The organism is Pseudomonas sp. SZ57 (genome assembly GCF_009495975.1).
Lineage (GTDB): Bacteria > Pseudomonadota > Gammaproteobacteria > Pseudomonadales > Pseudomonadaceae > Aquipseudomonas > Aquipseudomonas syringae.
Window position 1 is genome coordinate 740,268 of the sequence record NZ_WIBD01000003.1, and the last position, 25,047, is coordinate 765,314.

Genomic DNA, 25,047 nt, shown 5'->3' on the forward strand with positions numbered 1-25,047 from the left:
TGTGGTTTAACAGCCCGCCTAACTGGGCCGCTGATTCACACGCTGGGAAAGCGCTTCGGCGCTCTCCTTACGCTCGGAGTAGCGATTTACCAGGTACTCCTCCCGGCCGCGAATCAGCAGGGTGAATTTTATCAACTCCTCCATGACATCCACCACTCGGTCGTAGTAGCTGGACGGCTTCATGCGGTCAGTCTCATCGAACTCCAGAAAAGCTTTGGGTACGGAGGATTGGTTGGGGATTGTGACCATGCGCATCCAACGGCCTAACACCCGCATCTGGTTGACCGTGTTGAACGATTGCGAGCCTCCGCATACCTGCATCACCGCCAGGGTCTTGCCTTGTGAGGGACGTACCGCGCCCAGTGCCAAAGGAATCCAGTCGATCTGCGCCTTGAACACCGCAGACATCGAGCCATGGCGTTCAGGGGAACACCACACCTGCCCTTCTGACCACATCACTAGGTTCCTTAGCTCCTGCACCTTGGGATGCCCCACCGGTGCGTCATCGGGCAGCGGTAGACCGGAAGGGTCGAAGATCGCGGTCTCCGCGCCCATGAGCTCCAGAATGCGAGCCGCTTCCTGGGTCAGCAGTCTGCTGAAGGAGCGCTCCCGAGTGGACCCGTAGAGCAGCAGGATTCTTGGACTGTGTGTCGGTGGCTCGCCCTTGGCGAGTTGATCCTGGGTAGGAATGTTCAATAGCGATACATCCAGGCTCGGAAAATCGCTCGGATCGGTCTTCACCGAATCGTTCATCACAGTGCACCTATCTCATCGAGGACACGTTTCAGCTCCGTGGAGTCGAGCGCGTTGAAGTCAAGTGCGAAGAAGGCGTCGAAACGCCGGCGAATATGCGCCACGGTGGCGTCAAACGCGGCCTGGACCTCCTCATCGCTGCCCTCGACGTCCGAGGGGTCGGACAGGCCCCAGTGGCTTTTGATGGCGGGTCCGAAGTATACCGGGCATGGCTCGCCTCCGGCCTTGTCGCAGACAGTGATGACAATATCAGGCAGGTTTTCCTGGAAACTCTCCGATCCCTTGCTGTAGAGCGCCGAAGTATCCACGCCTAGACCTTGCAAGGTACTCACTGCGCGGGGGTTCAAACTTCCGCTGGGAAAGCTGCCAGAGCTGACGCCCACCATTCCGTCAGGCGCAAGGTGGTTGAACAAGCCTTCAGAGAGCACGCTCCGGCAGCTATTGGCGGTACACATAAATAGAACTTTCATTATTGATCCTAAGCGTGAAGACTCAGCCGCAGGGCCAATGCGGCCAAGGTGACGAGCAGGATGGGAAGGGTCAGGAGGCTGCCGACCTTGAAGTAATAACCCCAGGTAATGCGGATGTCTTTCTGCGCAAGGACATGCAGCCACAGCAGGGTAGCCAGGCTACCAATAGGGGTGATTTTTGGGCCCAGATTACAGCCGATGACATTGGCGTACACCATGCCCTGGTGCACGATGCCCGAGGCATTGCTAGCCTGAATAGAAAGGGCTCCGATCAAAACACTAGGCATGTTGTTCATGACCGAGGACAGCAGGGCGGCGGCTAGGCCAGTACCCAGGGTAGCTGCCCACAGGCCTTGCTCAGCCAGCGCATTGAGTAACGCGGTAAAGGCATCTGTCAGGCCGGCGTTACGCAACCCATACACGACCAGGTACATTCCCAAGGAGAAGACCACGACCTGCCACGGGGCATGCTTGATCACGTTTCGGGTCGAGATGACGCGGCCCCTGCCAGCGACGATCAGGAGGATAAGCGCGCACGCCGCTGCCACAGCGCTGATGGGGATACCCAGCGGCTCTAAGGCGAACAAGCCCACAAGCAGTAGCACCAGTACCCACCAGCCCGCAATAAAGGTCGCACGGTCGCGAATGGCGCGCCTGGGCACGTCCAGCTGCTCAGGCACGTACCGTGCGGGAATGTCTTTTTTGTAGAACAGCCAAAGCATCAACAACGTGGCTGCCACGCTGATCAGGTTCACCGGCCACATGATCGAGGCGTACTCCCCGAAGCCTACGTTGAAGAAGTCAGCAGAGACGATGTTGACCAGGTTGGAGACCACCAGGGGCAAGCTCGCAGTGTCTGCGATGAAACCTGCAGCCATGACGAACGCTAAAGTAGAGGCAGGGCTAAAGCGCAAAGCGTTCAGCATGGCAATTACGATAGGCGTTAGGATCAACGCTGCGCCGTCATTGGCAAATAGAGCCGAAACGGCAGCACCTAAGAGGATCATCAGCGCAAATAATCGTCCTCCACTTCCCTTTCCCCAGCGCGCCACATGAAGCGCAGCCCATTCGAAAAAGCCGGCTTCATCGAGCAACAGGCTAATGATAATGACGGCAATAAAGGTAGCGGTGGCGTTCCATACAATGTGCCATACGGTAGGTACGTCACTCAGGCTGACAACGCCAGTTAGCAGAGCAAGAATGGCTCCTGCCGCTGCGCTCCATCCGACGCCCAAGCCCTTGGGCTGCCAGATCACCAGTACCAATGTGAATACAAAAATTGCAGCCGCAGTAAGCATCACGAAACTCTCGTCAGAAGGTCAGCAGCAAGCAGCTTGGCGAACAGGACGGTCCTGCATGGATTCGAGCCGATTGGAGTCTTGATCAACCCAGGCATGATTGGCTTTGAGGGTTACCTGGAGCACGTCTAGGACCCAGACCGGCAATTGGGGGTGAAGGCGGTAGTAGATCCATTGTCCTTGCCGGCGATCCTCCAGCAGCCCGCAGGTACGCAACTGGGCCAGGTGACGAGAAACCTTGGGTTGGTTGTCGTCAAGTGCCCAGATAAGTTCGCACACGCATAGCTCACCCTGCGCAGCCAGCATGAGCATGATGCGGGTTCGTGTCTCGTCGCCTAAACATTTGAAAAGGGTTACCGGGGAAAGGTGCATGGGACGTTCAATTTTAATATTCGTATATCCGAATATACAGATGTAACTCATTCTGCGAAAGGTCTGAGTACGCTTGATACGTATGGACCAATCAGTTGTGTCATAAGCCTGCTGCGTACGACACGCAATTAGGATTTATTCAGCCCGAATTGCATAGGGGGGAAGGGTATGAAATCATAGGTATAGGTAAGGGGGGTATACTATGACTCACGTAGCATCAAACAAAGACGATCTGCTTAAACGCGTAAAGCGCATTGCAGGCCAGATCCAGGCTGTAGAACGGGCTCTTGAGTCAGATCACGACTGTGCCAAGACGCTCCACCTTGTGGCCGCCACGCGCGGGGCTATCAATGGCCTGATGGACGAAATCATCGAAGATCACGCCCGGGAGCATGTGGCTAATCCGGCGCTGAGCGATGAAGAGCGGTCCAAGGGCGTCGAAGAGCTTCTCGAAGCCATTCGACGTTATTCCAAGTGATGAACGCAGGCTCGAACTTCATGAACAGCAACACCAGCTTTACGCACGAGCACGTATATCTCGGCTCGGCACATGATGAGAATGCAAAACGTACCCTTTGGGTGGTAATACTTACCGTTGTGATGATGGTAGGGGAGATTACTGCTGGGTACCTCACAGGGTCTATGGCTCTGTTAGCCGATGGATTTCATATGGCTACCCATGCGGGTGCGCTGGGGATCGCAGCGGCGGCTTATGCGTACGCCAAGCGTCATGCATCCAGTACTCGCTTCAGTTTTGGCACCGGCAAAGTGGGAGATCTGGGCGGCTTTGCATCAGCGCTTATCCTGGGATTAGTATCTTTGGGAATTGGCGTTGAGTCCATCATTCGGCTGTTCCAGCCTACTAACGTCCAGTTCGGAACGGCAACGCTGATTGCCATCGTAGGCCTGGGAGTCAACATCGTAAGCGCTCTGCTGCTCGGCCACGGCCACAGGCATGACCACGGCCACGGTCATCACGACCATGACCATAGTCCTCATGGAGGGGATAACAACCTTAGGTCAGCGTACATTCATGTGATTGCCGATGCCCTGACGTCTGTTCTTGCCATCGCTGCCCTGCTTGCTGGCCGCTACCTCGGATGGGTCTGGCTTGATCCAGCCATGGGTATCGTGGGTGCAATTGTGATCGCACGGTGGGCCTGGAGCCTGATGGGCGCTACTGCGGGAGTTCTGCTGGATCAAACCGACGATCATGTTGCAGATGAAATTCGCGAGCTGGTTGAGCAAGCTGGCGATGCCAAAATTACCGACCTGCACGTGTGGCGTGTTGGTCCGGAAGCCCATGCTGCAATTGTCAGTGTTCTTGGGGCCTCTACAACAAATGCGGATAGCATCCGTGATCGGTTGAAGCCTGTTCACGAAGTTAGCCACCTCACGATTGAGTTTCGAGCAGCATTGCCTGCTACGTAGAGCTTGATGATAATCGGCAAGGCCCCCTGCAACGGGCGCGGGCGCACGCCTTGCCTACTCACTCTATTATTCTGGAATCACCTGACTTCAAGCAAACGTGATCACGTTCGTATTGAGCGCCGTTTGATTGCAAGTCTCACAGACGGATGCCAACCCGCTAGGGTTGGAATTGTCGGCTTTGAATGGGTACCCCATGAGCCAACTCCCAAGCGTTCCTTCAATGTCAGCGACCCATCTGGCATCTCCGACTCCGTCGCTAGCTACGACGCATCAAGCATCGGTCGCTGCTAACCAGCGTAAGAAATACGTTATCACGCTAATTCAGGAGGGCTGACCGTATGTCTATCATTGAGCCAGTTCGGCATTATTTTCATAGACGCGAAGCTGAAATGATGATTCAGGTGGCGCACAAGTTGAGTTTGTTGGTTCAGGAGCAAGCAGCGCCACGAGGCAACTTCGTTTTCCCTGGGATGGACTATTTGGCCAGGCTGGAGGTCGAGGGCAAGCGAGTGGGCCACATTGATTACTGCATCAACCCGCTGCAGGACCGGCTCTACATCGACAAGATCGAAATCGACGCAGATTATCGACGACGCGGGTTCGCCTTAAGCGCGCTCTGGCAACTCTGGCAAAAGCACCACCTGCCCATAGTGCCCCTGTATCAATTTGGCACATCAGATGGATTCTGGCACAAGGCGCGGATACGTTTTGCGGCGGTGGGAGCCGTAATCGGAGATGAGATTCGTAGCATGGAAATGATCGCCGAAATGGATCGCTGGCAGCACCTAGTGCCTGAGCCGATCCATGAGCGCTTGCAGCGTGAGCTCATGGCATCGGATGAGTGGCCTGCTATTAAGGCTAAATGGGACGCGGAGTACGGTCCATGCCGGGAGAATTGATCTCAATTGAGGATGGCGGACGTCGGCTTACGGCGGCGGAGTTCCAGCAACTGACGGCTGTACCCTCAGCCGTGGAGTGGTTTGCCAATATCGATAATCCACGTACCCGCCGGGCGTATCAGATCGACCTACAAGACTTCTGCAGTTTCGTCGGCTTGGCCGGGGCCGAAGAGTTTCGGGCCGTGACGCGCGCACATGTCCTGGCCTGGCGCGCTCGGTTGGAGAAGCGTGGTCTGGCCGGAGCAACGATCCGGCGTAAACTCGCCGCGCTTGCCAGCCTGTTTGATCATCTGCTCGAGAACAATGCAGTGGCAGGGGGCAATCCGGTCCACGGCGTCAAGCGGCCCCGGATCGAAAGCAACGAAGGGAAGACGCCCGCGCTCGCGGACCACCAGGCCAAGGCGCTTCTCGATGCGCCGCCGGCTGACAGCCTCAAGGGACTACGAGATCGTGCTGTGCTGGCCGTGCTGCTGTACCACGGCCTGCGCCGGGAGGAGGGCGCGCAGTTGAAAACCAGCGACTTGCAGGAGCGACGGGGCATTAAGCACCTGCGGGTGAACGGCAAAGGCGGCAAGCTGCGCTGGCTACCGCTGCACCCCGTGGCCGCCGAACGTATCTACGCATATATGGAAAAGGATCTTGAGCGAGGAGCAGGGAATGGGTCGCTGTTTAGGTCACTACGAGGTCGCGCCTCTGGTACCGGGCTGAGCGCCGATGGCATTTATAAGATCGTGTGTCATTGGGCGATGTCTGCCGGCATCAAGGTTGATGGTCTGGGCGTCCATGGTTTGCGGGCCACGGCGGCTACAAACGCGCTTGAGCATGACGCGGACATTGCCAAGGTGCAGATCTGGCTGGGGCACGCAAACATCAGCACGACGCGTTTGTATGATCGGCGCGGCCAGCGACCGGAAGACTCTCCGACGTTTAAAGTCAAATACTGAGAACCGCGGATTGTGGGCCACCCTTCAACCACTACCACTCGTCGGAGAATTAAGGTTGGTAATTACTGCTCACTCCAAATCTCGAAATTTGACGGAAAGGCTCGTAGAGGTCTCCCGGATGCTTCCAGATACCTCAAAACACCATTTCTACGAAAATCGCGTAGTCATAAAAACCCCCGCGCGAGGCGGGGGCAGAGTGCATCACTGTCTTTATCAGGTGGCAATGCAATTTTCTTGCGTTTAACATCGGTGCAACACATGACGCATACAACGGGACCTAGGAAATCTCAGAGTATTGCTGGTAACCCTCTGCGTCAACTCCTCTAGGGGGTTTACTCGCTGTCGTGTGGATATGTCAGGAGCCTAATCCTGATCCCATTCACTCTGCGAGGACATCGCCATGCTGCGATTCATACCTGAAGAGTTGATTAGAGCGCTGCAGACCGTTTACTGGTCTATTCGTCTGATTCGACTAATTCAACAAGTCTAAGCAACACCAGCAGGGGCATGCGCCCCTGCTGCCTTTCTGTTCGCATCTGTGACGATCCGTCAATTGACTCATTGGTACGCCACGGCTGCGCCGTTGGGTACTGTCGCCGGCAGTGCGACCCCCACGTTACCAGATGACGGGGTGACAAGGCTGCCAGACGACGCCGTTCCGATGGCCAGCGACCCCCCAGTCAAATTGATCATCTCTGAAACAAGACCGGGAGGAGGGGATCCGACGAACGCGTAACTTCGTCCAGCATCGATCACTCCCTCCACCCCAGGGTAACGCGCGTACCAGGTGGGCAGTGCCAACTGGTTATCGGCCACCGTTCCTGATGCAGCTTTGTGAGCGTAGGCATACTCGGCCAAGGCATTTCTGTAGACGAGGACGTTATGAGCAATCAAGGAGATTTCTACGGTCTGGGAGCTCTGTTCTGCCTGGTGTGACTTCTCATAAACCATTCCGAGCACTGCTGTAATCACCACCATTGCAAGCCAGTAAATGTTCACTCTACGTCCTCGATGACAGTTATGAGCCTGGTCAGAACTGACAACAGAAAATGGTGGCGTAATCGTTCTGGCCGACCACGATTCCTGGGGTACTGCTGAATCGTTGGCCTGAGCCGGCCGTGTCCCAACCAACTTTTGTGTAGCCGACTGGGCAAGCGTAGGTAGTGACGTCGTTTGCGTCGTAGCCGGGGATGGTTTTTGCCGTGCAGGTAGGGGCACTGGAACCGTTCACCACCCAGACCTGGTTATCACAAGAAAGGGATCGACCCGTACTGGTTCGACCAACCATACCGTTTGCAGCACAGGCAGTGCCGGCAGTTGCAACGCCATTCAGCTGCAGGTATTCACCGACGGTCGCGCGACCTTCCGAAGTCACTGTCCCACCCCGGATGTTCCCGGCTGTGTAGAGGTTCTTGTCGCCGTAGACCCGAACCCAGTCCGAGTCACTCATGTACCAGCCACCACCCCATTTTTCGCTGTACCAGCCGGTGTCGCCCTGAGTGCGAAACCAACCGCCTGTGACAGTCTCGCCTGATATGCGGGCCGCCGCCCCCGTGAGGTTGGCCGAGGCATTCACCGACTGCGCGTATACATCACCTGCAGCGATGACGTTGCTCTGGGCTGTGACGCTCCCCGACGCACTCACATTCCCCTGGGCTGTGACAGATCCCGAGGCACTCACATTGCCAACGGCGTTCACTGACCCAGCAGTGTCGACATTACCTCCAACCGTCACTGTTCCAGAGGCGTTCAATGCAGCCACATCGTTGACATTGTTTCCTCCCATACTGAGCGCCGTGTTCATGCGATTGAGTTCAGGCTTTCCTGGGATGGCGTTGCGGTACAGGTAGTCGTTGGAGAGCGTGCCATCCTGGAGAAACAAGGCACTCGCAGTGTGGCCAACGCCTGGGTTGATCCCATAGTTGCTCAGCGCAAGTTGCCAGCCGCCTCGTACTCCTTGGATAACGCCGGTGTTGTTGAACGGGATGAAGCCACCCGGCGCACCCATATTTTCCGCAATCGTCCGGGTACCGATCTCATCGATAGCCTGGCCACCGGTAGTGATCACGATGGATTCGAGCTGGTTGACGTTGACCCTTCGAGCAAGCACCACGAAGCTTTGACCGAATGCATTTGTGTCACTGAAGCTGGCTGGCAGATAGTTGGTGTTGCGTAGCATCTGAGGGGTAATCGTCGCAGGCGTGGTTGTGCCCGCCGATCCATAGACCGTTGCGAAATTGTCCTTCAAGTATTTAGAAGCGGCCTCTGCGATCTGCTGCTGTTGCTGAGCTGCGATTTGATAGTTCTGCGCATCCATCCTGTCGGCCATCAGCGAGACGCCTATGGCCGACGCAATGGCGAAAATGATCAGGCCGAAGAGCAGCTCGATCACCACAAAACCATTCTTTCTGGTCTGGCCATGCTTGAGAACATTCATCCCCAGAGGCTCCTGTTCGATTGTTGATCCACATCCTGGCTAAGCATCGCGATCTGATTCGAACGGATCTTCTCGCGAATACCAGGGCCGTCAGGTCCAGTCAGTGAAAGGCTCTGGATCTTCAGATGTCGCATTTCGCCTTCACCTTCGAGGGCAAGCGCAGCTACAGCTACCAAACCCTGTGACAGAATTGATCGGACGTTGCTGATGGCCGGCTCCGCAAGAGTCGCTACTCGCTCGATCGCCTGCGGTACTGTTCCCGCGTGAACTGTGGTGATGATGAACAGGCCATTGATTGCCGCTCGCACTGCCTGAACTGCCGTGGGGGTGTCTCTGATCTCACCGATAAGCATCATGTCCGCGCCAGAGCGGAGGCCTCTCATCAAAGCCTCCTCATACCCGCCATTGCGTCTCGAAACCTGCATCTGGATGCAACGACCAGGTCCGTGACGACCGTTCAAATCTGTCTCAGCTGGATCCTCTGCAGCCAACGCGATTCCACCGCACGCATTTAGCCTGGCGATGATCAGCGAAGCTGCGCTTGACGTCTTACCGGTGCAAATCTCGCCGCAAAAAATCACCAGGCCGCGCACCTGCTTCGTAAGCAGCGATTCGACAAGGTCTTCAGGAAAACCCAATTGGTCGAACTGCCGGACCTGCGCATTTGATCTGCGCAGTACGAACACGGCCTGGCCAAAGGCATCGGGTATCTGAGTGACGCGAAGCACCGTTCCTTCTTTGATCAACGAGAACTCAGGATCCTGATGCACTTCAAAATGCTTTGCGCATTCCTCCCGTAATAGCAGGGCGCTTTCTTTCCAGTTTTCCGGAGCCTCGACACGTCCGCTCTGGCCATCCAGGCCTTTTACGTCCGTAAAATCCGGCCCCAAGTAGAGGTCACTAAAAGGCGTGTCGATAATTGGGTTCATGCTCAGTAGGCCGTCCAAGCCAACGTGTTGCTATCAGTAGAGCAGCCACTGGTGGCAGCAGCTGAACTCACCTCGCCGTTCACAGCTGTGCCGCCATTGATAGAGGTGGTGACCTTCTGCCCGCGTCCAATCTTCGTGGCCAGTGTCACACAGGCATCTTGGGGCAAACCGGCCTCGGTCACGGTGAATGTCATCCCGTTGGCAACCACAGTGACCTGGCCACTCCAGGCGTTGTAGAGCTTGCCGCTGGAGAACGACATATTGGGCAGGCCACGTATCGAGCTGAGCTGGGCGATCAGATCGGTCCCTGACGCTCCGTAACCGGTACTGCCTTTGAGCTTGCGAGTGTTCGCGATCAATTGACCGACGTTACCCTGTTCGTTGTTGACGTCCGAACTGCCCATCGCGCCCCAACCGTTGTAAAGGGCGTAGCCCATCCCGATCAGGATAACGATGAGAACGAAGAGCAATTCAATCGAGATATAACCGATCTGGTTCGCCCGAGCGGAGTGAGTGGTGTTTTGCATGTGTGTGGTCCTGGGTATGTGGGTAACGGGTGTAGTGCTCAGTGCGTCATGCCTTGTGTGGCATTGCCGGTCATGCTGTAGGCCCCGACCATGACCAGAATCATCAACAGGCCGATCAGAACCATGGATACGAGGGACAGTGTCTTTGCGTAACGCTCGACCTGTTTCAGTGATATCTCCAACCAGCGAAGGCTGTAGCGGTGCACTGCAGCCGAGAAGCTCTGCGTAGTGGAGAGAACAATCAGAAATTGAATCGCTTCGTGGTCTGGGAATTCATGCCCGGAAAGATCTAAAGCCTCCCCAAAGTTTTTACCCATCCGAACCCCGTAGTGGGCGGCTTCCAGGCGTTCACGCAGCCACGGATTTGCCCCACGCTTTAACGTGTCCAACGCTCCGAGCGGATCGATGTTTGCTCGCAGCATGACCGCGATATTGAGGAGGAACGTTGAGCCGTGGAGCGCTTTGTAGATTGACCAGGGAGGCAAGATCTCCAGCCTTGTCCGCCAAGGGCCACGGAAGTAAGGCAGAGTGACGACACTGGTGACAACCAGGACTACCACAAGGCACAAAGTCAGAAGTCCCCAGTTAGTCACAAAGGTGGCGATCATGTGCAGAACCATGGGTGCGCCGGACCAGGCTTCTGGGTTGGATGAGCGGCTCATGGCCGGCACCACCCGGGTGGCGATTACGTTCAGCAAGTAGGCCATCAGGCTCCAGACAAAAACCGGGTACGAGGCCGTTGAGACCACCAGCTTCATCACTTTTTGCCGAGCTTCGATGATCCGCACGCAGTCGCTGAATGCCTGGATCAAGTTCCCTGACTTCTCGCCGGCGCTGATAACGGCGTGCTCCTGATAAGGCACCCAGTTAAGGCAGGCCTGGGCCAGCGTCTTGCCGCCGTCCACAGCTTTGCCTATGCCATAGCTGGCAAGCGCGATCGGATGTCGAGCACGTCGGCCTCCATCACTGTAGATCGATCCAATACGATCAATGGCCAGGTCGAGCGGCACCCCGTTCTCGAGCAGAGCGGTCATGCTCTCGTAAAGCCGGATCCGCTCATTGCCTCCAAACTGGTTCCTGTAAAAGCCATCTACAAGCCCAGACCAGGCATCCATCACCTTACTGAGCATGGACTTCTGCCTCAGGCGCTTCGGCATCCAGCATGTAGCTGTCAAAATCCAATGGACCGACTACGGCCTCTGCCATGCGCGGGTCAATCAGTCCTGTATTTATCTTGATGAGCGTGTGGGCAACCTTCGTGATACCACCCATGTGCTTGACCCAATACTGGCGCGCAGCGCTTGGGCCATTTTTTCGGATCTCCTCCATGAACCGGTGGGTCGGGAGAAGAATCTCGGCGACAGCGGCCCTGCCGTTCACCCCGTCACGGCATAGAGAGCAACCCGGCCCAGCCAGATAGACCTGATCCAGCACGGTCATCTTTTCGAGCCGCTCGACCAGCTGCGGATCCAAGGTACTGATCTGGCTGCGCGCAGGCACGCGACACTTCTTGCACAGCGTTGGCAGCAGTGACTGGTTGATAAGGCCGACAATGAGTGTTGGGTCGGTGACCAGGCTTGTATCAGCCCCCATGTCGATCAGGCGAGGAATTGCTGCTACAGCGTTGTTGGTGTGCAGAGTCGATAAAACCAGGTGGCCGGTCATCCCCCCTCGCAGTGCCCCCTGAGCTGATTCAAGGTCTCGAATCTCCCCATACATCAGTATGTCGGGGTCGAGTCGCACGGAGTTTGTAATGGATTCTCCCCATGACTCATTGCTGCCAAGAGGGGACTGATTTGCACGCATCGGATATTCGGGCGGGTCCTCAACGGTCAGGATATGTTTTGTGCCTTTGCACTCTTCAGCCAGAAGGTTGATCTGCACCTGGAGCGACTTCGATTTCCCTGATCCAGTCGGACCGGTCAATATGATCACGCCGTAAGGAAGACTTCTCAGCCGCTTGAACAGCAAATTCTGTTCTGGCAGAAACCCCAGATCGTCGACGGACTGTTTCTCCTGATCGTCATAAATCAGTCGCAGCACCATTAAAGGCCCTTCGACGAGAGGGCGGGTTGCTACACGGGCCCCTGACAGTCCCAATTGATCGAGGAAGGTGCGAGCCATGCGCGCATCTTGTTTCAGTTCCGGTTGATAGTAGCCCTCAGATTTGACGTCACACATTGAGTTGAAAAGTGAAGAACAGAGCTCGTTTCCTACGGCGCTCTGGATCTGCCCGTACTCCCGCAAGAGACCGTCCTCACGAAACTTGATGTAGGTGATTTCGTGGCCAACGATGAAGTGAACGTCGGAAGCACGTCGTGCATGGGCCGCGCCGATGATACGAATCACCTCTTGTTGACGCTGGGTACTGTCTATAGATCCGGCGAAAGCTTTACCCGCATTCTGATACAGAGACTTGATGTCGCTGAGCGTGCTGCTGATGGTCTGAAACGGCACGCCGGCTCGGTCCAGGCGGTCCATAAATGCCATCACATAAGGGTCGTGCATGTGCTGAGACGACACGAGCAATTCTGCTTCTTCAGCCTCTGGGGCAGGTGCTAACAAGGCAACGAGCTGACGCAACTCGCTGGTGATGTCCCCCCACCGATTTCCCTCCGCAGTCAGGACGGTTCCGACCACGTCAGATTGCATGGCAATGGTGATCGGTTGCACGACTGCGGTCGGCCGGGCGACCTGGCGTGCCAACGGATCAGCCTCAATGTCTGGCTCAATTCGTACCGCGCCGCTCATCGCTGAAACTCCTGCGACATGCTGGACAGCGGACTCATAGCCGAGGGCTGCCCCGGAGCTACAGGCTTGAGTGTCTGCAGTGACATTTGGGGCGCGTCAACCGAGCCACTTGGTGCCCGGGTCGAGAAACCTAATGGATATCGGCGTCCGTCATGGCCCAGTACCACGCTGTCGAGTGACACGCTGATTACCTTGAATCCTCCTGGCAGCTCAGCATTACCAACAGATGCATCGACCTCGAAACCACTTCCGTACAGTAACGTTGCATACAGAGCGTTATTCATCCTGAACACGGTCTTGACCACCGGCAACTGCGGTGTGCTGTTGCTGGCCGGGGCGGGCGTCGTGTAAGCGTTCTGCGTAGTCTGAACCGGCACAGACGTGGTTGTTTTGGCTCCGTTTACGATGTCTTCCTTGGCACGAGCCCGCGCCGCCTGTGCTGTGAAGAGCAGGGTTTCACTCTGCACCTGGGACAACTCACCAATGTTGATCCGGCTCAGGTCGGTGGGAGATGGGTCGGCAGCGACGGCCATGTTGCCGGCAGCCACGCAGGACAATAGAAACGTCATCAGAATGGAGGCGCGAGGGTTAATGCACATAGAGGTCACCTATGACGTTCCAGGTTAATTTGCCGTCTTGAAAGTCGGTTTTGATTTCACGCAGGCGCATGCCCGTGCTTTCCACGCCTTGAAGAACAGTCGCTGGCGGTAACAGGCTCGTGTAGCGGATCTCGAAGTGTCGATAATCCGGAGGCGGTGGTGGTGGAGGGGCTGGCTGGCCAGGCAAAGCTGGTGGCTGGACAACCGTCACAGGTACTTCCGTGATCTTGGGCTGGACGTTCTGGGCTTGCAGCCATGAAGTGATGCTGTCCAAGGCCTGCGTTGCCGGGTTCAGAACGTCATCACCCGCCAGCGGCAGCTCGAAGGTGAGCTTCACCGCGGCCATGTTGCCTTCGTCGTAGAACGCGGGCGTATCTGCAAAGTAGCCCGCCGTAGCGGCGCTGAAAGCGAGCGTGGTGCTGTTGCCGGTCCGGTTGTAGTTGGCTGACATCAGCGTTCCGTCGCATTTAGCTGAGACGAATAGCCATCCTTGGATTGCCGGTGGTAACTGGTCAATTGCGCCGTTACAGCCTCTAAGAAATACTGGGACAGAAGGCTGTTTTACCCACGGATGTACAAGCGCCTCGATCACAACTGGGGAGTTTGTTCGCTGGTTCAGGGCATCCAATTCGGCTTGCCTTGCAGCTTCTGCCGCTTGCTGCGCCTGACGAGCAAGTTGCAGCTTATGTTCATTCCACTGGTGCCACCCAATCAGGCCGGCCACGACCAAGGCACCAATCACCCCGGCTTTCAGCAGTTCCTGTCTGGACAGGCCGAATGCCAGCGGTGTCAGTTTGTATTCGCGCTTGAGATTTGATGGCTGCAACAATGCTTCAGGGTCGAATTGTTCGCCACCGCGACCAAACTCCGGGGGGAGAAAAATCTTGTCGAAGCTCATCGAGCGGCTCAGTTGCTGAGCCACCTTCTTTTTTATTTCCTCACTGCTGCCTACCAGGTCTGCACCGGGTATGACCGCACCTCGGTACACTGCGACCAAGGCGTATCTATCCTCGGCGTCCTCGATCTTCCAGGCAGCCAGCCACGATGCGCCCAGCTGCCCGGCGAGTGCAGCTGCAAGGGAATACATACCTTTGACTGCACCGTCATTCTGCGAAACAAATCCAGCCTGAATCACCGACTCGGTATGCCTGATGGCCACGATGTCCATTTGCTGGGTGCGACCAAACTGGCGTGCTTCCTTCATGTAGCCGGTAAGGCTACCCAACGGGTGCCACAGCAGGCCTGTAACGAAAGATCGTCCGTGATAAGTCAGAATCTGAACTTTGCCATCGCTGGGCGTTGGGGGGCGAGTAGCGCGCTTTCGTATCAGAGAGAACAGGTTCGCCATGTCAGTTGGTCACAATCGGGGTGATCAGCACTACCAGAACGCTTTTTGACGAGGTGCGCTTACGCCCACCTCCAAGCCCGAAGAATCCGGGGGAACCTGTGCCGATCTTGTCCGTGTTGTCGCTGAGCTCCTCAAAGCCCGACAGGATCAATGTCTGACCGCTGCGCAGCTTCACCTTCGGTGACAAACTTTTCGCATCGTAGTTGGGGATCTGGACGCTGGAGCCGTTGCTCGTGAATGGCTCGAAGGTAGGTTTGGAGCTCATATTGATCGATACCATGAGCAACATCTCGTCATCGTCCATCAAGCGAGGCTGCAGTGTCATGTTGAAGCCGGAGGTGATAGTGCCCGGAGTAATTGCCGTGCTGGAGCCCACTGACGCCGTGGTGTTGGTCTGAACCGATGGGATGTAGCCTTGGACGTTGCCGATCTGCAGCGGAGCAGGCTGCAGATTCAATGTGGTCACAGACGGCGATCGAACATTCGAGATCCGGGCCTGCTCTGCGATTGCCTGGATGATCGCGTTCGAACCTGCCCAGGCAGAGTTGGCCGTATCGACAATGCCAACAGAGCCCGAGATTGCGCTGGAGCTGATGCCTGGCACAGTATTCGAGAGAGACAGGCCCCACTTTGTGCTCAGCGAGTTGTAGACGGCCGCCCAGTTCAAAGCCAGCTGATCGGTGTCGGTCAGCGTCGCCTCAAACACCTTCACATTGAACAGCACTTGTTGGGTGATCGCGTGGTTGGTCTTGGCCAGATAGGTCTCAACGTTCGAAAGCACGTCGGGCCGGTCAGTCACGGTCAACGTCCCGGTCGACGGTGACAGATACATGCGACCAGGCGGCGAGGTACTCAGCATTGCCCTCACGTTGCTCTGGATGTCAGTCAGGATCGATGTGTTGAGAGTGACTGTAGTGCTCTGGTTGCTGCCCGAGTCACCCGAAACGCCTGAGGAACTGCTACCTGACGATGATCCGCTCGACGAACCACTTCCCGAACCTGAGGAGGTGGTCATACCGGATCTGACGGTGCTTTTGATTTCCTGCACGTCTCCAAATGCGTAGACGTCAAACACCTTGGTGTCGAAATAGCTGACCTGCACTGACCGTGAGGTGGGATTGAATCGATAGGTGAGTCCCAGCCGCGCGGTGACCTCATCCAGCAGACCCGAGGCTTTCCCTGTGAAGCGCAACCCACTGACGAGGTTCGGTGTCAGCATGGATGCGAAGTCAGAACTTCTCCCCTGAGAGGCCTGCGCCAGGTTGGAGCCGCCCGTGATACCTGCAGGCAGCAACCCGGCCAGGCTATCAGGGTTGGGGGCCGTGCTGATTGGAGGCGCATTGTTGCCCTGTGCAGGTGCATTAGCGTTCAGCAGGCCAGGATTGAGCGCATCCGGCGAGACCAGGACAGGGATCCCGCACTGTCTGGAAATGTACTGGGCAATTTCAGCAATTCCGACACTGCCAGCAGGCCTATATGCGACCTCACAGTCATACTTGGTGGGGATGCCTCGTCTCGCAACAACTGGCTGCGTTGAAACCCAGGGTTTGTCGCTGAATATCACTGTGTCCCGACGTTCCTGTTGCTGCTTGTTACGCTGGATAGCCGCGTAACGGCCGGCAGAATCGGCGGTAGCCTCTGCCCGTGCAGCGGCTTCATCCACCCGTTGGACTGAGCAGGCTGATGCCGATAGAACAGCGAGACTCAGAGCGGTCTGACGCATGAAGGGCATGCTCATTTTTTCCTCTCCGATACGTGCAGAACCTGCTGACCATTGCCCTCATTACCGTCCACCACAAAGGACCGTTTGGCGTTGTCGTACAGTGGGAATATCTGCCTGACCGCCGAACTGAAGGAGCCTGTAAAACTCAGCGGTGCTTCGATGGGGTAGTCCAGGTCCTCCGGTACCCAGATAACCTGCCAGCCGGCCCGTCTGGCCCAGTCTTCGACCGATTGACGCAAGGTACTGCCCACAGGCGCATTCCACGTTTGCTGTGGCGCAACCGTTGCGACGGGTTTCGCTGCTGGTTCAGGTTTCATCGGGGCCTGGCTGGTCGAAGCGATGCTCTTGGTGACGGTGGTCTGAGATATGGCCCTCGCCGGAGCCGCGCTCACAGGAGTCGGCTTTTGCTGTGTAGGGGTGCCTTCCTTGGCTGGGGTGCTGATGGATGCAGCTGGTTGCGCTTTTGCCTGCGTGACGACCGTGGTTTGCGGTTGCCCTGCAGGCGATGTGTCCTTGCTGAATGGGGTTCCGGTTGCCGGGGCAGTTACAACGGTAACGGCAGTGGAGGTGCTGGCTACCGAGGTTGATCCAGTGCTGGCCGGTTGCGCAGGTTGAGCCAGTGCCACGGGCTTAGACGTCTCCGGCAGTTGGTAACCTGGCCGCAGTACAAAGCACACACCGCGCGTTACTTCGTTGACCTTGACCTGCCATGCCGGACCGGCCAGTACCTGCAGAGTGTTGCGCAGGCTCATTGGCCCTAGCTTGTACTGGGCAGCAGGAAGAGGGCGTGTGAACAAGATGTTTACGTGACCGGTGCTCGGTGGGCACAAGGTGTAGCCTGAGCGGCTGACCACGTACTGCATCGCATCCTGGACGGACGGGTGCATATTGGCCGGAATGCTGACATCGATGATCTGGGCCATCAGGTCCCGCTGTTCGGCCTCTGGAGCGGTATTCACCAGGGCGTATCGACCGTAGCGGACCATCGGCTCCTGACCGGACTTTGCGCCACTTGAATACAGGTCTGGCGACAGCAGTTCAGGATTCTGACTGCTGTCGAAAGCTGGTCCAACCGGTTTGTCCGCAACAGACGTGCATCCGGCGAACAGCGCGAGTATGGAAAGTGTGGAAAGCTGCCTGATCATGTGTGCCTTGACCCCATTTCTTGATGGTGGCCAAGGTGCCAGCGCTCAGGTTGCAAAGCACTGCTAAACCCTTAACGGATCGTTTCAGGTTATTGGGGAGGGACGCATTACGCAAAGGAGGGCAGTAGCGGCCACCCTCCTGAAAAATTGATCAGTCGATCAGTTCTTTCAACTCTTTCTTTATATTCGCGTAAAAATCGCTCCGCAGGCGTGGGTTTTTCAGCAGCTTGCATGTGGAGTCGAGGATATCGATAGCATCCTGTTCGGTGATTTTCTTACTTTTTACGTGTGCTGCAAGCTCGGCCTCATAAGCTGTATCAAGCTCATTGTATGTACCGTGCTGTCCACAGGAAACGTAGTCTCTGTCGTGTTTACCGCCTGGAAAATCGTCGGTATAGGAATATTGAGCGTTTATATCAGCAATGCTTGTAGGATTGGACTTAGACATCTTCATTCCTTGAGAGTAGGTCAGCCTAGATATGCAGGCCTGAGCAACATAGCGGAAAGTCATGGCATCTTGCCACAGCAAATCAAAGAATTTCGGCAAGAGCCTTCTTGCTCGACTCCTCAGCTTCCGGATCGATCAGATCGCTGGCCAGGGCGCGCTTGTCCATAAGCATCTGCCACAGCTGCTGGTCGATGGTGTCCTCAGCTAGAGGGATTTTGACGACAACCATGCGCAACTGCCCGTTGCGATAGGCTCGATCCTCAGCTTGGTCCTGCAGCCCCGGTGTCCATGGAAGCCCCAGAAAAAAGACATAGTTCGCAGCAGTCAGGTTGTAACCTGTTCCGGCGGCCGACCTGGTCCCGATGAACACCCTGCAGTCCGGGTCCTGCTGGAAAGCATCAATCGCCTTCTGGCGCTTCTTGGGCGAGTCACTTCCCACCAACGTCACGCACCCGACGCCCAACTTTAGGCAGTGCTCGCGCAACGTGGCGACGGATTCCTGATACTCGCAGAAGAGGATCACCTTGTCGTCGACGTCCAGCTCGGCCATCAGATCCGCAAGGATCCGTACCTTCACGCGCTCGAGCAGCTGACGCAGTGCGCCCAGCCTTGCGAATCGGTGCTGGTCGCTGCGCATGATCTGATTGTACTCGTCACGTTCTGTCTGGCTGAGTATCACCGGCACAGTCTGCCGCTGCTTCCCCTTCAGGTTGGGCAGCACATCCTTGCGGCGACGAAGCATCCAGTCGGATATCTCATCTCTAAGCGTCTTGCGAAACTCAGGACTGCCGGCGAATCGCTCGCAGAACTCATTGAGTGGCAGTTGTCCGATTGGATGGCCTGAAAGCCTGAGGAGTGTGTGCAGCTCGGCTTCGCGATTGAGCACAGGCGTGCCCGTCAACAAGTAGCGGTTTTGTACCTGAGCCGCGATGTCGAAGCCGTGGCGTGTCCATGCAGCAGTGGGTTCCTTGAGTCGGTGAGCCTCGTCAATGACCATCACCGCGAAACGATTCGCGTGCATGACAAAATCACCCAGCCTCTCGTAGTTCACGATGATCCAGCCAGCGTTCGCATCAAAAGTTTGCATTGCGATTTGAGCCTGAGGAAACACCATCAGGATCTCACGCTGCCAGTTGATGATCAGGCTGTTGAGCACAATCACCAGAACCGGTTTACCTTGCGCGCGTATGCCAGCGGCGATCACAGCCTGGCGAGTTTTGCCCAGTCCCATGTCGTCGGCCAAAAGCGCGCTCGTGCGCTGCAGCAGGTGCTTGATTCCTGCTGGCTGATGATCCATCAGCGAGAATCCTTCCAGCGCCTTATCGATATCGGCACTGGTCAACTCGGTGTTTCTGATGGATGGGACAGATGCCAGGTAGATACCTGAATCTGAAACTTCCTCTTCGCTTTTGGTCGACTCCGGAGAGTGGCCACCCAGACTGATACTGGTGACCTCATTCACCGCCTTGACCGACCCGTCAGCGAGCAACTCCTGCAGCGTGTCCAGAATTTCGAACTGATCTTCGTCCAATCCCAGTTCCAGAATCAGGTTACTGCGAACCAATTCTGGTGTGCCCTGCACTCGCCAGGCTTTGCCCGCCGAGAGGAACACCCCACGCATGCGCTTGGCGATCGCTACAGCACCAGGATGAAAATCTCCCGACAGGATCACACCGCCTTCCGCCAGCGGCGCGAGCCTGAACTTCATCCCCCAGGTGAATGCGTCACGGTGCACGTCGGACTGGGCAGAGGTAATCCTGTCTCTGAATGCTTGCCAGCTTTCGATGTGTTTGCCATCTGCGAGCTCTGCCAGCTCCCGATAGAGCACATCGAGGTCATCGAGTAGCTTGTCTTTGGGCACACGCCAAAACTGGTTCAGTGGGTGATCAGACCTGCGTATGAAAAAGCCCCTCCGGCGAAGCAAAAGCTTGTTTGCACCCTGTAGGTAACTGAGGGACAGCCCGAAGTCGTAGCCATCGAAAATGGCTTTGCGAAGCAATACCGGACGCTTGTTCATCAATTGGGCCGATGCCATCTTCAGAGCCCCTTGTCCAACAAACTGTTAGCCCAGCCCACGATCTCTTCCCCAAAGCGGATGTTGAACATCGATTTTTCATCAGCGTAACGCGCCATCTTCATTGCCATATTTGGCCATTCCAGGAGCACGGGCATACGACCGCTTCTGACTGCGGCCATGAATAACTCAAAAGCGTTCATCACTGCCGAGTGAGCATCTGGGGTTTTGTTTTCGTGTTCTCTAATCTGAGCGATATGCAAATGCTGAGGTGTAAAATCGCCAGTCGCTCGCTCATTGCGGCCTGTTCTGAGTGTGAGCTCGACCGATGCCAGCGGCAGCCCTTCAGATCGGATGGATAAGAGTCGGCAGTTGCCCGAATATGCACGGAAGTCGTATGTGTCGATGCAGTGACCCAGAGAGCGATGCTCCTGGTCTAAGTCTGCTGGGCAGAGTAATTCGACGATCTGCAAACCGGTCGTACTGCAGGTGATTGGGTCACTGCCCAGCAGCAGCCCCGGCCACCTTGTGAAACAGTCAGATGGCTCAGGCGGGAAATCCCGCTCCAGCCCCGCTCTGATGTCTGCGAGAGCTCCATGGAATGCATCGACCACATTTGATATTTGGCGGAAGTTCAAACCGCTTACAAACGCGTACAGGCGCCGCTTGGTGTTACGAGCCTCGCAACTACCAGCCCGTTCTAGGTTGTCGAACAGCTCTCTTAAATCAACAAGTTTGGCCGCCATGCCGGACCAGGCAGGGTCTGCCCAGTCAGTAGGGCAGCCCACCAAAAGATTGTTCATATCACGCAAGCGGCGGAGTAAGTCCCATGGAATCGCTGATCTGAACGCATAGAAAAAACGCCATTCTGCTTTGGTTCTCGGGCGACGATTGCCTAGCACAGAGCCCGCGATCAGATGCTCCCAGCCTGCCTCAAGGCCCTCGGAATTCAAACGACTGAGCGCGCTGCCGGTATCGTAGACCCGCTGGTGGCCAAGGAAACGGATCGAGGACGTCGGTACCGAGAACAGCCATGCCAGAACCCTGTTAAGCGGCAAGCCTGTGTCGACTGCCCTTCCCACGAACCCGGCCCCGTCCATGATGGTTTCACCCTCCCAGGAGCAGCAAAACTCCTGAAGTTCGAACCATGGGCATTCCACCAGCAGTCCACCTGCAATCATGGGCCACGGCATTCCAACCCCAACGATCAACACCGGCACCAACACCGGTTGTGCTTTCAAGGCCTGTAGTCGACGTGTGCGATCGCCTTGAGCGAGCCAGTTGTAAAGTTTTGCGGAAGGGCACTGCACGGAACGCACTGCATGCAACAGCTCCTGGTCGAGGCTCTGACAAAACCTCTTCACTGCCGCGCCGATACAGGTGATGTAAAAGCGGCCGCGTGGCGCGTAAAAACGTTTGTTCCGGCCCTCTGAACTAAGCGCGCCCATATTGAATTTCACCAGCGGTCTTATACTAAGTTCCGCTTCATCCCGAGCCAGGTCCCGTGCTGGTTTGCAGAATGATGTCAGAAGTGCATTCGCACTATCATGAGTAATCAATTCATGAGCCAGCTTCAAAGCTTGGCTCGGAGTTGGTGCGTGGCCGGGGACTTTTCTCCTCTCATCAAATCGCACAGCTGAAATCAGCTGGCCATCGAAGTATTGCAGCTGCCTGCCGAGCCGCGCCACAGTTGGACGTGCAACCGAGTCATCGTTATGGAGAGCAACGCACCAGCATCGAGTTGATGAGGTGTGAGTCAGGTAGTGCAGTATGAACTCGTCACGTCCTTCCGCCGGTACGTCGAAATGATCAGCCCAAGTGTTGGCAACAGCCCGGTGCCGCTCTGGGAATTTCGCAATGTCGAGAAGAGTTTGGACGAAAGTTGTTTCGCAAATAGGCTCGGCAGTCATGAATCAATGAGCTCAAAGTGACTTGAGGCAGCACTGTCCTAGACCTGATGTGCGCTCGCCATGCGTAACCGTAAATGTGGGGGGAGTGGGTTAATCGCCCTGAGTCAAAACTTGAAGCTTTGCTGTTGCTCCTGGGCAAACCCCTTTAGCCACGATGCGCGCATGGCTGGATGCCGGTAGGGGCATTCGTGAAGAGGGATGCTCTTACGCGCTGCTTCAGCCCCGGCGAGCATCACGGCACGGTGAGGGTTGTTGTGGCGACGTCGATCCGAAGTCTCGTGCGTCACCGTAGGGGCTGTTCTCACAACTGAGGATTCCCGTGGAGTAGATCGGATACATCCAAGGCTTCACGAACGAGGCGAATTTTTCAATCTTCAAGGTATTCAGCTGCCGCCAGCTCCCTAGCTTCCCGCCGGGCTTCTTGGACATCCAGGTCGTTCATACGTGCTTCAAACAGCTCATTGAGCGTGATTTCATCCTCTAGTGATGTTCCGGTCAACTCCCCACCATTCCTGATAACCGCCTCATTCAATTCAGTAGTCAGGGCGGTCCTTGATGCGGTGTCGTCCGGCATGCGGATGACATAGGTAACGAAGTTGTTGATGTCACTCATTGGATTCGACCTGTAAGAGAATAGTCGTGAAGTTAGCTTCCCGATTCGTAGATTCATTTCACCAGTAGATCCACGAGAAGGGCGTTTTTTGCTCCAGCGGTTGAGCAATTCAGAATTACCCGCCTGCTGATGGAGAACAACGTAGATCAGTGTCGTTTCCACCAGCAGCATCACGCAGAGGGCGCGATTTTTCAGAGGGTTTGGCTACACAGGAATGTCGTCGTCAAAATCCAGAGCAGGATCACTCTGGGTTGATCCCTGGTAGCTCTGACTTGAACCCTGATCGCTCTGCTGCTGGTTGGTCACCCTAGATGGGGCCAATTGGACCATTTCCACCCTGTGCGGAAGAATGGCCACCCGCGATGCCTGCACCTTTAACGCAGAGAACTCTTTTTCGTCCTTGGTCCAGTTATCAATGATCGCTCGACCTTGGATCATGACCCGCATGCCTTTTTGGAATAAGTTGGCATAGTGTTCTGCATCGCGGTGCCAATATTCTACGTTGGCCCAGAAACCGCCTCTGTCCTCAAAGCCTGATCCATCGGCTTTCGGAATTGAATTGTCAAAGTAAACGTTCAGCTTTAGCAAGCGGCGCGGATCTTTGTTGCCGTTGGGGAATTCCTTGAATTCTGGAGCAGAGCCAAGGTTACCTTCCCAGTCTACTGATGTGCCCATGTTAGGACTCCTTCTACGTGTGCGGTGAAATGCCGCTGGATTGTGAGATCTGTTGCAGCCGTCCTGAGTAAACGGCATCTGCCTGGGCCATCTTTTCGGCACATTCGGCGGCCTGCCGGCCGATGGTATGGACCAGACTTATTTGCATATTCAAAGCGACGCGTTGCTGTTCCATGGAGTGCAGATCCTGGAGCAGTGATTCGGGTGTTCTGGGATCGGCCAGCAAGCTGGACCAAACATTGACGCCCATCTGCCGCGTTCCCATTTCCTGCCAGCGGAGAAAAACTGTGCCAGCGCTTGTTCTTTGCCGGACCATCCGAACAGGCAGAAGAGTGAAGGGATGTCTGTTGGCCTGGGCAAGCACTTGATCCTCGGCCAGCGCGTTCAGATCACCTTCAAGGGACCGGCATAACTCTGCCAACTGGAGCATCCCCCCCTTACCTTTAAAAGGTTTTAAAAGGCCTTTTAGGAAGGGCGCATGTTGCAGTGCTACGAAGGCATCCTGTTGCAGGGGTTGGAAGGCACCCTGTTGCAGGCTCTGGCGCTCTTGATTCTGGTGCGCGGGGTTGGCCGTCACGTTAGTCACTCTGCGGACTCAGGTTCAGGCTTGTCAGGGTGCGGCTGGCCCAGCGTGATGGTCTCCTCGAAGCCGTCGTCATCACCGTCTTCACTGACCGCGGCATTTGATGCCGAAGAGGGGGACGGCGCGAAGCTTGATTTGCGAGTTCCTTCCAAAATGTCTTGGGGGATTTCACCAAACGATGCGTACATCTCACGAGCCTGCTCGGAACGTGCGTTCTTGGCCGCAAAATCATCTCGGCTTGCTCCCGAGAACTTCCAGCGCTGACTCAAACCGAAAAGACGACGCAGGATTGCAGCCCCCTCATCGAGCCACTGGCCTTTGGCGTTGTTGTCTATAAGGCCGACGTGGCTGGCCAGAAGAATGCGCCGCACGAGCTCGTCGTAGGCAGTGAGCAAAAAGACCGCTTTGAACGCCAGCGGCGTGGACAGGAACAGCGGCAGTGTCACCGGCTGCACGGATAGGTTTTGACCTATTGAAAGCATCGGCGGCAGTGAGGCCATAACTTCGTCCAGCCTGGCGTCGATATCTTTCATTTCCTGTTCAGAGGCTTCGATCTTTTCTTCTATAAGGATCAGAAACCAGTCTGAATAAGGATCGTCCTGTTCACAGCCACGCTTGATGCGATTGAGGATGTTGGCAAAGCCGCTCAGGCCGATCATGCCAGGCTTGCCTTCGGTGCGTTGACGCCCAAACCAGAGGCGCGAAGCATGGTGGGTGTGCAGGGTCAGGTTGACGCTGCTTCGCAATGAACCGAGGTTGAGCTGAAAGTTGTCAGCCATGCTGAGCGCTTCCTTTATAAGAAATGATTGATAGGGCGAGGCAAGACTGCCTGCGCGTATAACTCAGGGTCAGTAACAAACCGTTTCTTGATCGGAATGGTTTTTTGGCGGAGACCCTGATTTTCGTGGGCTTGCGTGTGGAATGACTCAGAGCGGTGCTGGAAGTGATTCCCGGGGAATCACCGTGGTCGGTGCTCAAAGTGATTCCAGTGGAATCACCCTGATCGGCGCTGAAAGTGATGCCAGTGGAATCACCCTGATCGGCGCTGAAAGTGATGCCAGTGGCATCACCCAGACTGGAGCTGGAAGTGATTCCCGGGGAATCACCGTGGTCGGTGCTCAAAGTGATTCCAGTGGAATCACCCCGTTCGGTGCTGGAAGTGATTCCAGTGGAATCAC

At 56.1% G+C, this 25,047-nt stretch carries 26 protein-coding genes; 4 read left to right on the forward strand and 22 right to left on the reverse strand.

From position 1 onward, the window contains the following. Positions 1–18: 18 nt before the first annotated feature. From arsH to GE543_RS07145, 4 genes are read right to left on the reverse strand one after another with little or no spacing between them, the layout of a single operon-like run. Entirely contained in the window at positions 19–753 is a 735-nt protein-coding gene (arsH, locus tag GE543_RS07130; RefSeq protein WP_011267058.1) for an arsenical resistance protein ArsH, read from the reverse strand. Next, positions 753–1,223, reverse strand: a complete 471-nt coding sequence (locus GE543_RS07135; RefSeq protein WP_011267059.1) for an arsenate reductase ArsC — start codon at positions 1,221–1,223, stop codon at positions 753–755. The genes arsH and GE543_RS07135 overlap by 1 nt, the downstream gene beginning before the upstream one ends. Before the next feature lie 8 nt (positions 1,224–1,231). After that, positions 1,232–2,521, reverse strand: a complete 1,290-nt coding sequence (arsB, locus tag GE543_RS07140) for an arsenical efflux pump membrane protein ArsB (protein WP_011267060.1) — start codon at positions 2,519–2,521, stop codon at positions 1,232–1,234. Positions 2,522–2,542: 21 nt separating this feature from the next. Further along, positions 2,543–2,893, reverse strand: coding sequence for a metalloregulator ArsR/SmtB family transcription factor (locus GE543_RS07145; protein WP_017278814.1), 351 nt, complete (start codon positions 2,891–2,893; stop codon positions 2,543–2,545). A 202-nt stretch (positions 2,894–3,095) separates the two neighbouring features. On the opposite strand from GE543_RS07145, the gene GE543_RS07150 reads away from it, so the two are divergent. From GE543_RS07150 to GE543_RS07165, 4 genes are all read left to right on the forward strand, one after another. Then, positions 3,096–3,371 (forward strand): metal/formaldehyde-sensitive transcriptional repressor, encoded by a 276-nt coding sequence (locus tag GE543_RS07150; RefSeq protein ID WP_011267062.1) that lies wholly within the window; start codon positions 3,096–3,098, stop codon positions 3,369–3,371. Positions 3,372–3,391: 20 nt separating this feature from the next. Then, positions 3,392–4,324, forward strand: a complete 933-nt coding sequence (gene dmeF, locus GE543_RS07155; protein WP_237704612.1) for a CDF family Co(II)/Ni(II) efflux transporter DmeF — start codon at positions 3,392–3,394, stop codon at positions 4,322–4,324. 338 nt (positions 4,325–4,662) lie between these two features. Next, positions 4,663–5,223 carry a GNAT family N-acetyltransferase gene (locus GE543_RS07160; RefSeq protein ID WP_003425019.1) on the forward strand — a complete coding sequence of 187 codons (561 nt, stop codon included), beginning with the start codon at positions 4,663–4,665 and terminating at the stop codon, positions 5,221–5,223. Next, positions 5,208–6,167: a tyrosine-type recombinase/integrase gene (locus GE543_RS07165; protein ID WP_011267065.1), complete on the forward strand. Its 960-nt coding sequence runs from the start codon at positions 5,208–5,210 to the stop codon at positions 6,165–6,167. The genes GE543_RS07160 and GE543_RS07165 overlap by 16 nt, the downstream gene beginning before the upstream one ends. Positions 6,168–6,725: 558 nt before the next feature. Here GE543_RS07165 and pilM read toward each other — a convergent pair. The 18 genes from pilM to GE543_RS07255 form a co-directional block, all read right to left on the reverse strand. Further along, the gene (gene pilM, locus GE543_RS07170) at positions 6,726–7,166 is read right to left on the reverse strand and encodes a type IV pilus biogenesis protein PilM (RefSeq protein WP_003425016.1); all 441 of its coding nucleotides are present in this window, start codon (positions 7,164–7,166) and stop codon (positions 6,726–6,728) included. A 31-nt stretch (positions 7,167–7,197) separates the two neighbouring features. Further along, positions 7,198–8,604, reverse strand: a complete 1,407-nt coding sequence (gene pilV / locus GE543_RS07175) for a shufflon system plasmid conjugative transfer pilus tip adhesin PilV (protein WP_003425014.1) — start codon at positions 8,602–8,604, stop codon at positions 7,198–7,200. Continuing rightward, entirely contained in the window at positions 8,601–9,533 is a 933-nt protein-coding gene (locus tag GE543_RS07180) for an ATPase, T2SS/T4P/T4SS family (protein WP_003425013.1), read from the reverse strand. The genes pilV and GE543_RS07180 overlap by 4 nt, the downstream gene beginning before the upstream one ends. Positions 9,534–9,535: 2 nt before the next feature. Further along, the gene (locus GE543_RS07185; RefSeq protein ID WP_003317566.1) at positions 9,536–10,060 is read right to left on the reverse strand and encodes a type 4 pilus major pilin; all 525 of its coding nucleotides are present in this window, start codon (positions 10,058–10,060) and stop codon (positions 9,536–9,538) included. A 38-nt stretch (positions 10,061–10,098) separates the two neighbouring features. Beyond that, positions 10,099–11,190 (reverse strand): type II secretion system F family protein, encoded by a 1,092-nt coding sequence (locus GE543_RS07190; protein WP_011267066.1) that lies wholly within the window; start codon positions 11,188–11,190, stop codon positions 10,099–10,101. Then, on the reverse strand, positions 11,180–12,811 hold the full coding sequence (locus GE543_RS07195; RefSeq protein WP_011267067.1) for a GspE/PulE family protein: 1,632 nt from the start codon (positions 12,809–12,811) through the stop codon (positions 11,180–11,182). The genes GE543_RS07190 and GE543_RS07195 overlap by 11 nt, the downstream gene beginning before the upstream one ends. Next, the gene (pilP, locus tag GE543_RS07200; protein ID WP_003317569.1) at positions 12,808–13,410 is read right to left on the reverse strand and encodes a type IV pilus biogenesis protein PilP; all 603 of its coding nucleotides are present in this window, start codon (positions 13,408–13,410) and stop codon (positions 12,808–12,810) included. The genes GE543_RS07195 and pilP overlap by 4 nt, the downstream gene beginning before the upstream one ends. Beyond that, on the reverse strand, positions 13,400–14,758 hold the full coding sequence (pilO2, locus tag GE543_RS07205; protein ID WP_011267068.1) for a type 4b pilus protein PilO2: 1,359 nt from the start codon (positions 14,756–14,758) through the stop codon (positions 13,400–13,402). Before pilO2 ends, pilP begins: the two co-directional genes overlap by 11 nt. A gap of 1 nt (position 14,759) precedes the next feature. Further along, positions 14,760–16,496 (reverse strand): PilN family type IVB pilus formation outer membrane protein, encoded by a 1,737-nt coding sequence (locus GE543_RS07210; RefSeq protein WP_153221058.1) that lies wholly within the window; start codon positions 16,494–16,496, stop codon positions 14,760–14,762. After that, entirely contained in the window at positions 16,493–17,626 is a 1,134-nt protein-coding gene (locus GE543_RS07215) for a TcpQ domain-containing protein (protein WP_153221059.1), read from the reverse strand. Before GE543_RS07215 ends, GE543_RS07210 begins: the two co-directional genes overlap by 4 nt. Before the next feature lie 151 nt (positions 17,627–17,777). Next, the gene (locus GE543_RS07220) at positions 17,778–18,074 is read right to left on the reverse strand and encodes a hypothetical protein (protein ID WP_016567502.1); all 297 of its coding nucleotides are present in this window, start codon (positions 18,072–18,074) and stop codon (positions 17,778–17,780) included. Between the two features lie 82 nt (positions 18,075–18,156). Next, a complete protein-coding gene (locus GE543_RS07225; protein WP_099266530.1) occupies positions 18,157–20,109 on the reverse strand; it encodes a DEAD/DEAH box helicase in 1,953 nt (650 codons plus the stop codon). A 2-nt stretch (positions 20,110–20,111) separates the two neighbouring features. After that, entirely contained in the window at positions 20,112–21,998 is a 1,887-nt protein-coding gene (locus GE543_RS07230) for a hypothetical protein (protein ID WP_153221060.1), read from the reverse strand. Between the two features lie 104 nt (positions 21,999–22,102). Next, positions 22,103–22,303, reverse strand: a complete 201-nt coding sequence (locus GE543_RS07235; RefSeq protein ID WP_074294741.1) for a CrpP family ICE-associated protein — start codon at positions 22,301–22,303, stop codon at positions 22,103–22,105. Positions 22,304–22,365: 62 nt separating this feature from the next. Continuing rightward, positions 22,366–22,611 (reverse strand): hypothetical protein, encoded by a 246-nt coding sequence (locus GE543_RS07240; RefSeq protein WP_016567505.1) that lies wholly within the window; start codon positions 22,609–22,611, stop codon positions 22,366–22,368. Positions 22,612–22,815: 204 nt separating this feature from the next. Next, complete coding sequence (locus GE543_RS07245) at positions 22,816–23,286, reverse strand: single-stranded DNA-binding protein (RefSeq protein ID WP_003317579.1); 471 nt, start codon at positions 23,284–23,286, stop codon at positions 22,816–22,818. A gap of 13 nt (positions 23,287–23,299) precedes the next feature. Beyond that, positions 23,300–23,872, reverse strand: coding sequence for a DUF3158 family protein (locus GE543_RS07250; protein WP_003317580.1), 573 nt, complete (start codon positions 23,870–23,872; stop codon positions 23,300–23,302). Beyond that, positions 23,869–24,648, reverse strand: a complete 780-nt coding sequence (locus GE543_RS07255; RefSeq protein WP_003424989.1) for a PFL_4669 family integrating conjugative element protein — start codon at positions 24,646–24,648, stop codon at positions 23,869–23,871. The genes GE543_RS07250 and GE543_RS07255 overlap by 4 nt, the downstream gene beginning before the upstream one ends. Positions 24,649–25,047: the final 399 nt, after the last annotated feature.

Coding starts and splice junctions, on each gene's coding strand:
- arsH (WP_011267058.1), bottom strand. CDS start 753: ATGAACGATTCGGTGAAGACCGATCCGAGCGATTTTCCGAGCCTGGAT.
- GE543_RS07135 (WP_011267059.1), bottom strand. CDS start 1,223: ATGAAAGTTCTATTTATGTGTACCGCCAATAGCTGCCGGAGCGTGCTC.
- arsB (WP_011267060.1), bottom strand. CDS start 2,521: ATGCTTACTGCGGCTGCAATTTTTGTATTCACATTGGTACTGGTGATC.
- GE543_RS07145 (WP_017278814.1), bottom strand. CDS start 2,893: ATGCACCTTTCCCCGGTAACCCTTTTCAAATGTTTAGGCGACGAGACA.
- GE543_RS07150 (WP_011267062.1), top strand. CDS start 3,096: ATGACTCACGTAGCATCAAACAAAGACGATCTGCTTAAACGCGTAAAG.
- dmeF (WP_237704612.1), top strand. CDS start 3,392: ATGAACAGCAACACCAGCTTTACGCACGAGCACGTATATCTCGGCTCG.
- GE543_RS07160 (WP_003425019.1), top strand. CDS start 4,663: ATGTCTATCATTGAGCCAGTTCGGCATTATTTTCATAGACGCGAAGCT.
- GE543_RS07165 (WP_011267065.1), top strand. CDS start 5,208: ATGCCGGGAGAATTGATCTCAATTGAGGATGGCGGACGTCGGCTTACG.
- pilV (WP_003425014.1), bottom strand. CDS start 8,604: ATGAATGTTCTCAAGCATGGCCAGACCAGAAAGAATGGTTTTGTGGTG.
- GE543_RS07180 (WP_003425013.1), bottom strand. CDS start 9,533: ATGAACCCAATTATCGACACGCCTTTTAGTGACCTCTACTTGGGGCCG.
- GE543_RS07185 (WP_003317566.1), bottom strand. CDS start 10,060: ATGCAAAACACCACTCACTCCGCTCGGGCGAACCAGATCGGTTATATC.
- GE543_RS07190 (WP_011267066.1), bottom strand. CDS start 11,190: ATGCTCAGTAAGGTGATGGATGCCTGGTCTGGGCTTGTAGATGGCTTT.
- GE543_RS07195 (WP_011267067.1), bottom strand. CDS start 12,811: ATGAGCGGCGCGGTACGAATTGAGCCAGACATTGAGGCTGATCCGTTG.
- pilP (WP_003317569.1), bottom strand. CDS start 13,410: ATGTGCATTAACCCTCGCGCCTCCATTCTGATGACGTTTCTATTGTCC.
- pilO2 (WP_011267068.1), bottom strand. CDS start 14,758: ATGGCGAACCTGTTCTCTCTGATACGAAAGCGCGCTACTCGCCCCCCA.
- GE543_RS07210 (WP_153221058.1), bottom strand. CDS start 16,496: ATGAGCATGCCCTTCATGCGTCAGACCGCTCTGAGTCTCGCTGTTCTA.
- GE543_RS07215 (WP_153221059.1), bottom strand. CDS start 17,626: ATGATCAGGCAGCTTTCCACACTTTCCATACTCGCGCTGTTCGCCGGA.
- GE543_RS07220 (WP_016567502.1), bottom strand. CDS start 18,074: ATGTCTAAGTCCAATCCTACAAGCATTGCTGATATAAACGCTCAATAT.
- GE543_RS07225 (WP_099266530.1), bottom strand. CDS start 20,109: ATGGCATCGGCCCAATTGATGAACAAGCGTCCGGTATTGCTTCGCAAA.
- GE543_RS07230 (WP_153221060.1), bottom strand. CDS start 21,998: ATGACTGCCGAGCCTATTTGCGAAACAACTTTCGTCCAAACTCTTCTC.
- GE543_RS07240 (WP_016567505.1), bottom strand. CDS start 22,611: ATGAGTGACATCAACAACTTCGTTACCTATGTCATCCGCATGCCGGAC.
- GE543_RS07245 (WP_003317579.1), bottom strand. CDS start 23,286: ATGGGCACATCAGTAGACTGGGAAGGTAACCTTGGCTCTGCTCCAGAA.
- GE543_RS07255 (WP_003424989.1), bottom strand. CDS start 24,648: ATGGCTGACAACTTTCAGCTCAACCTCGGTTCATTGCGAAGCAGCGTC.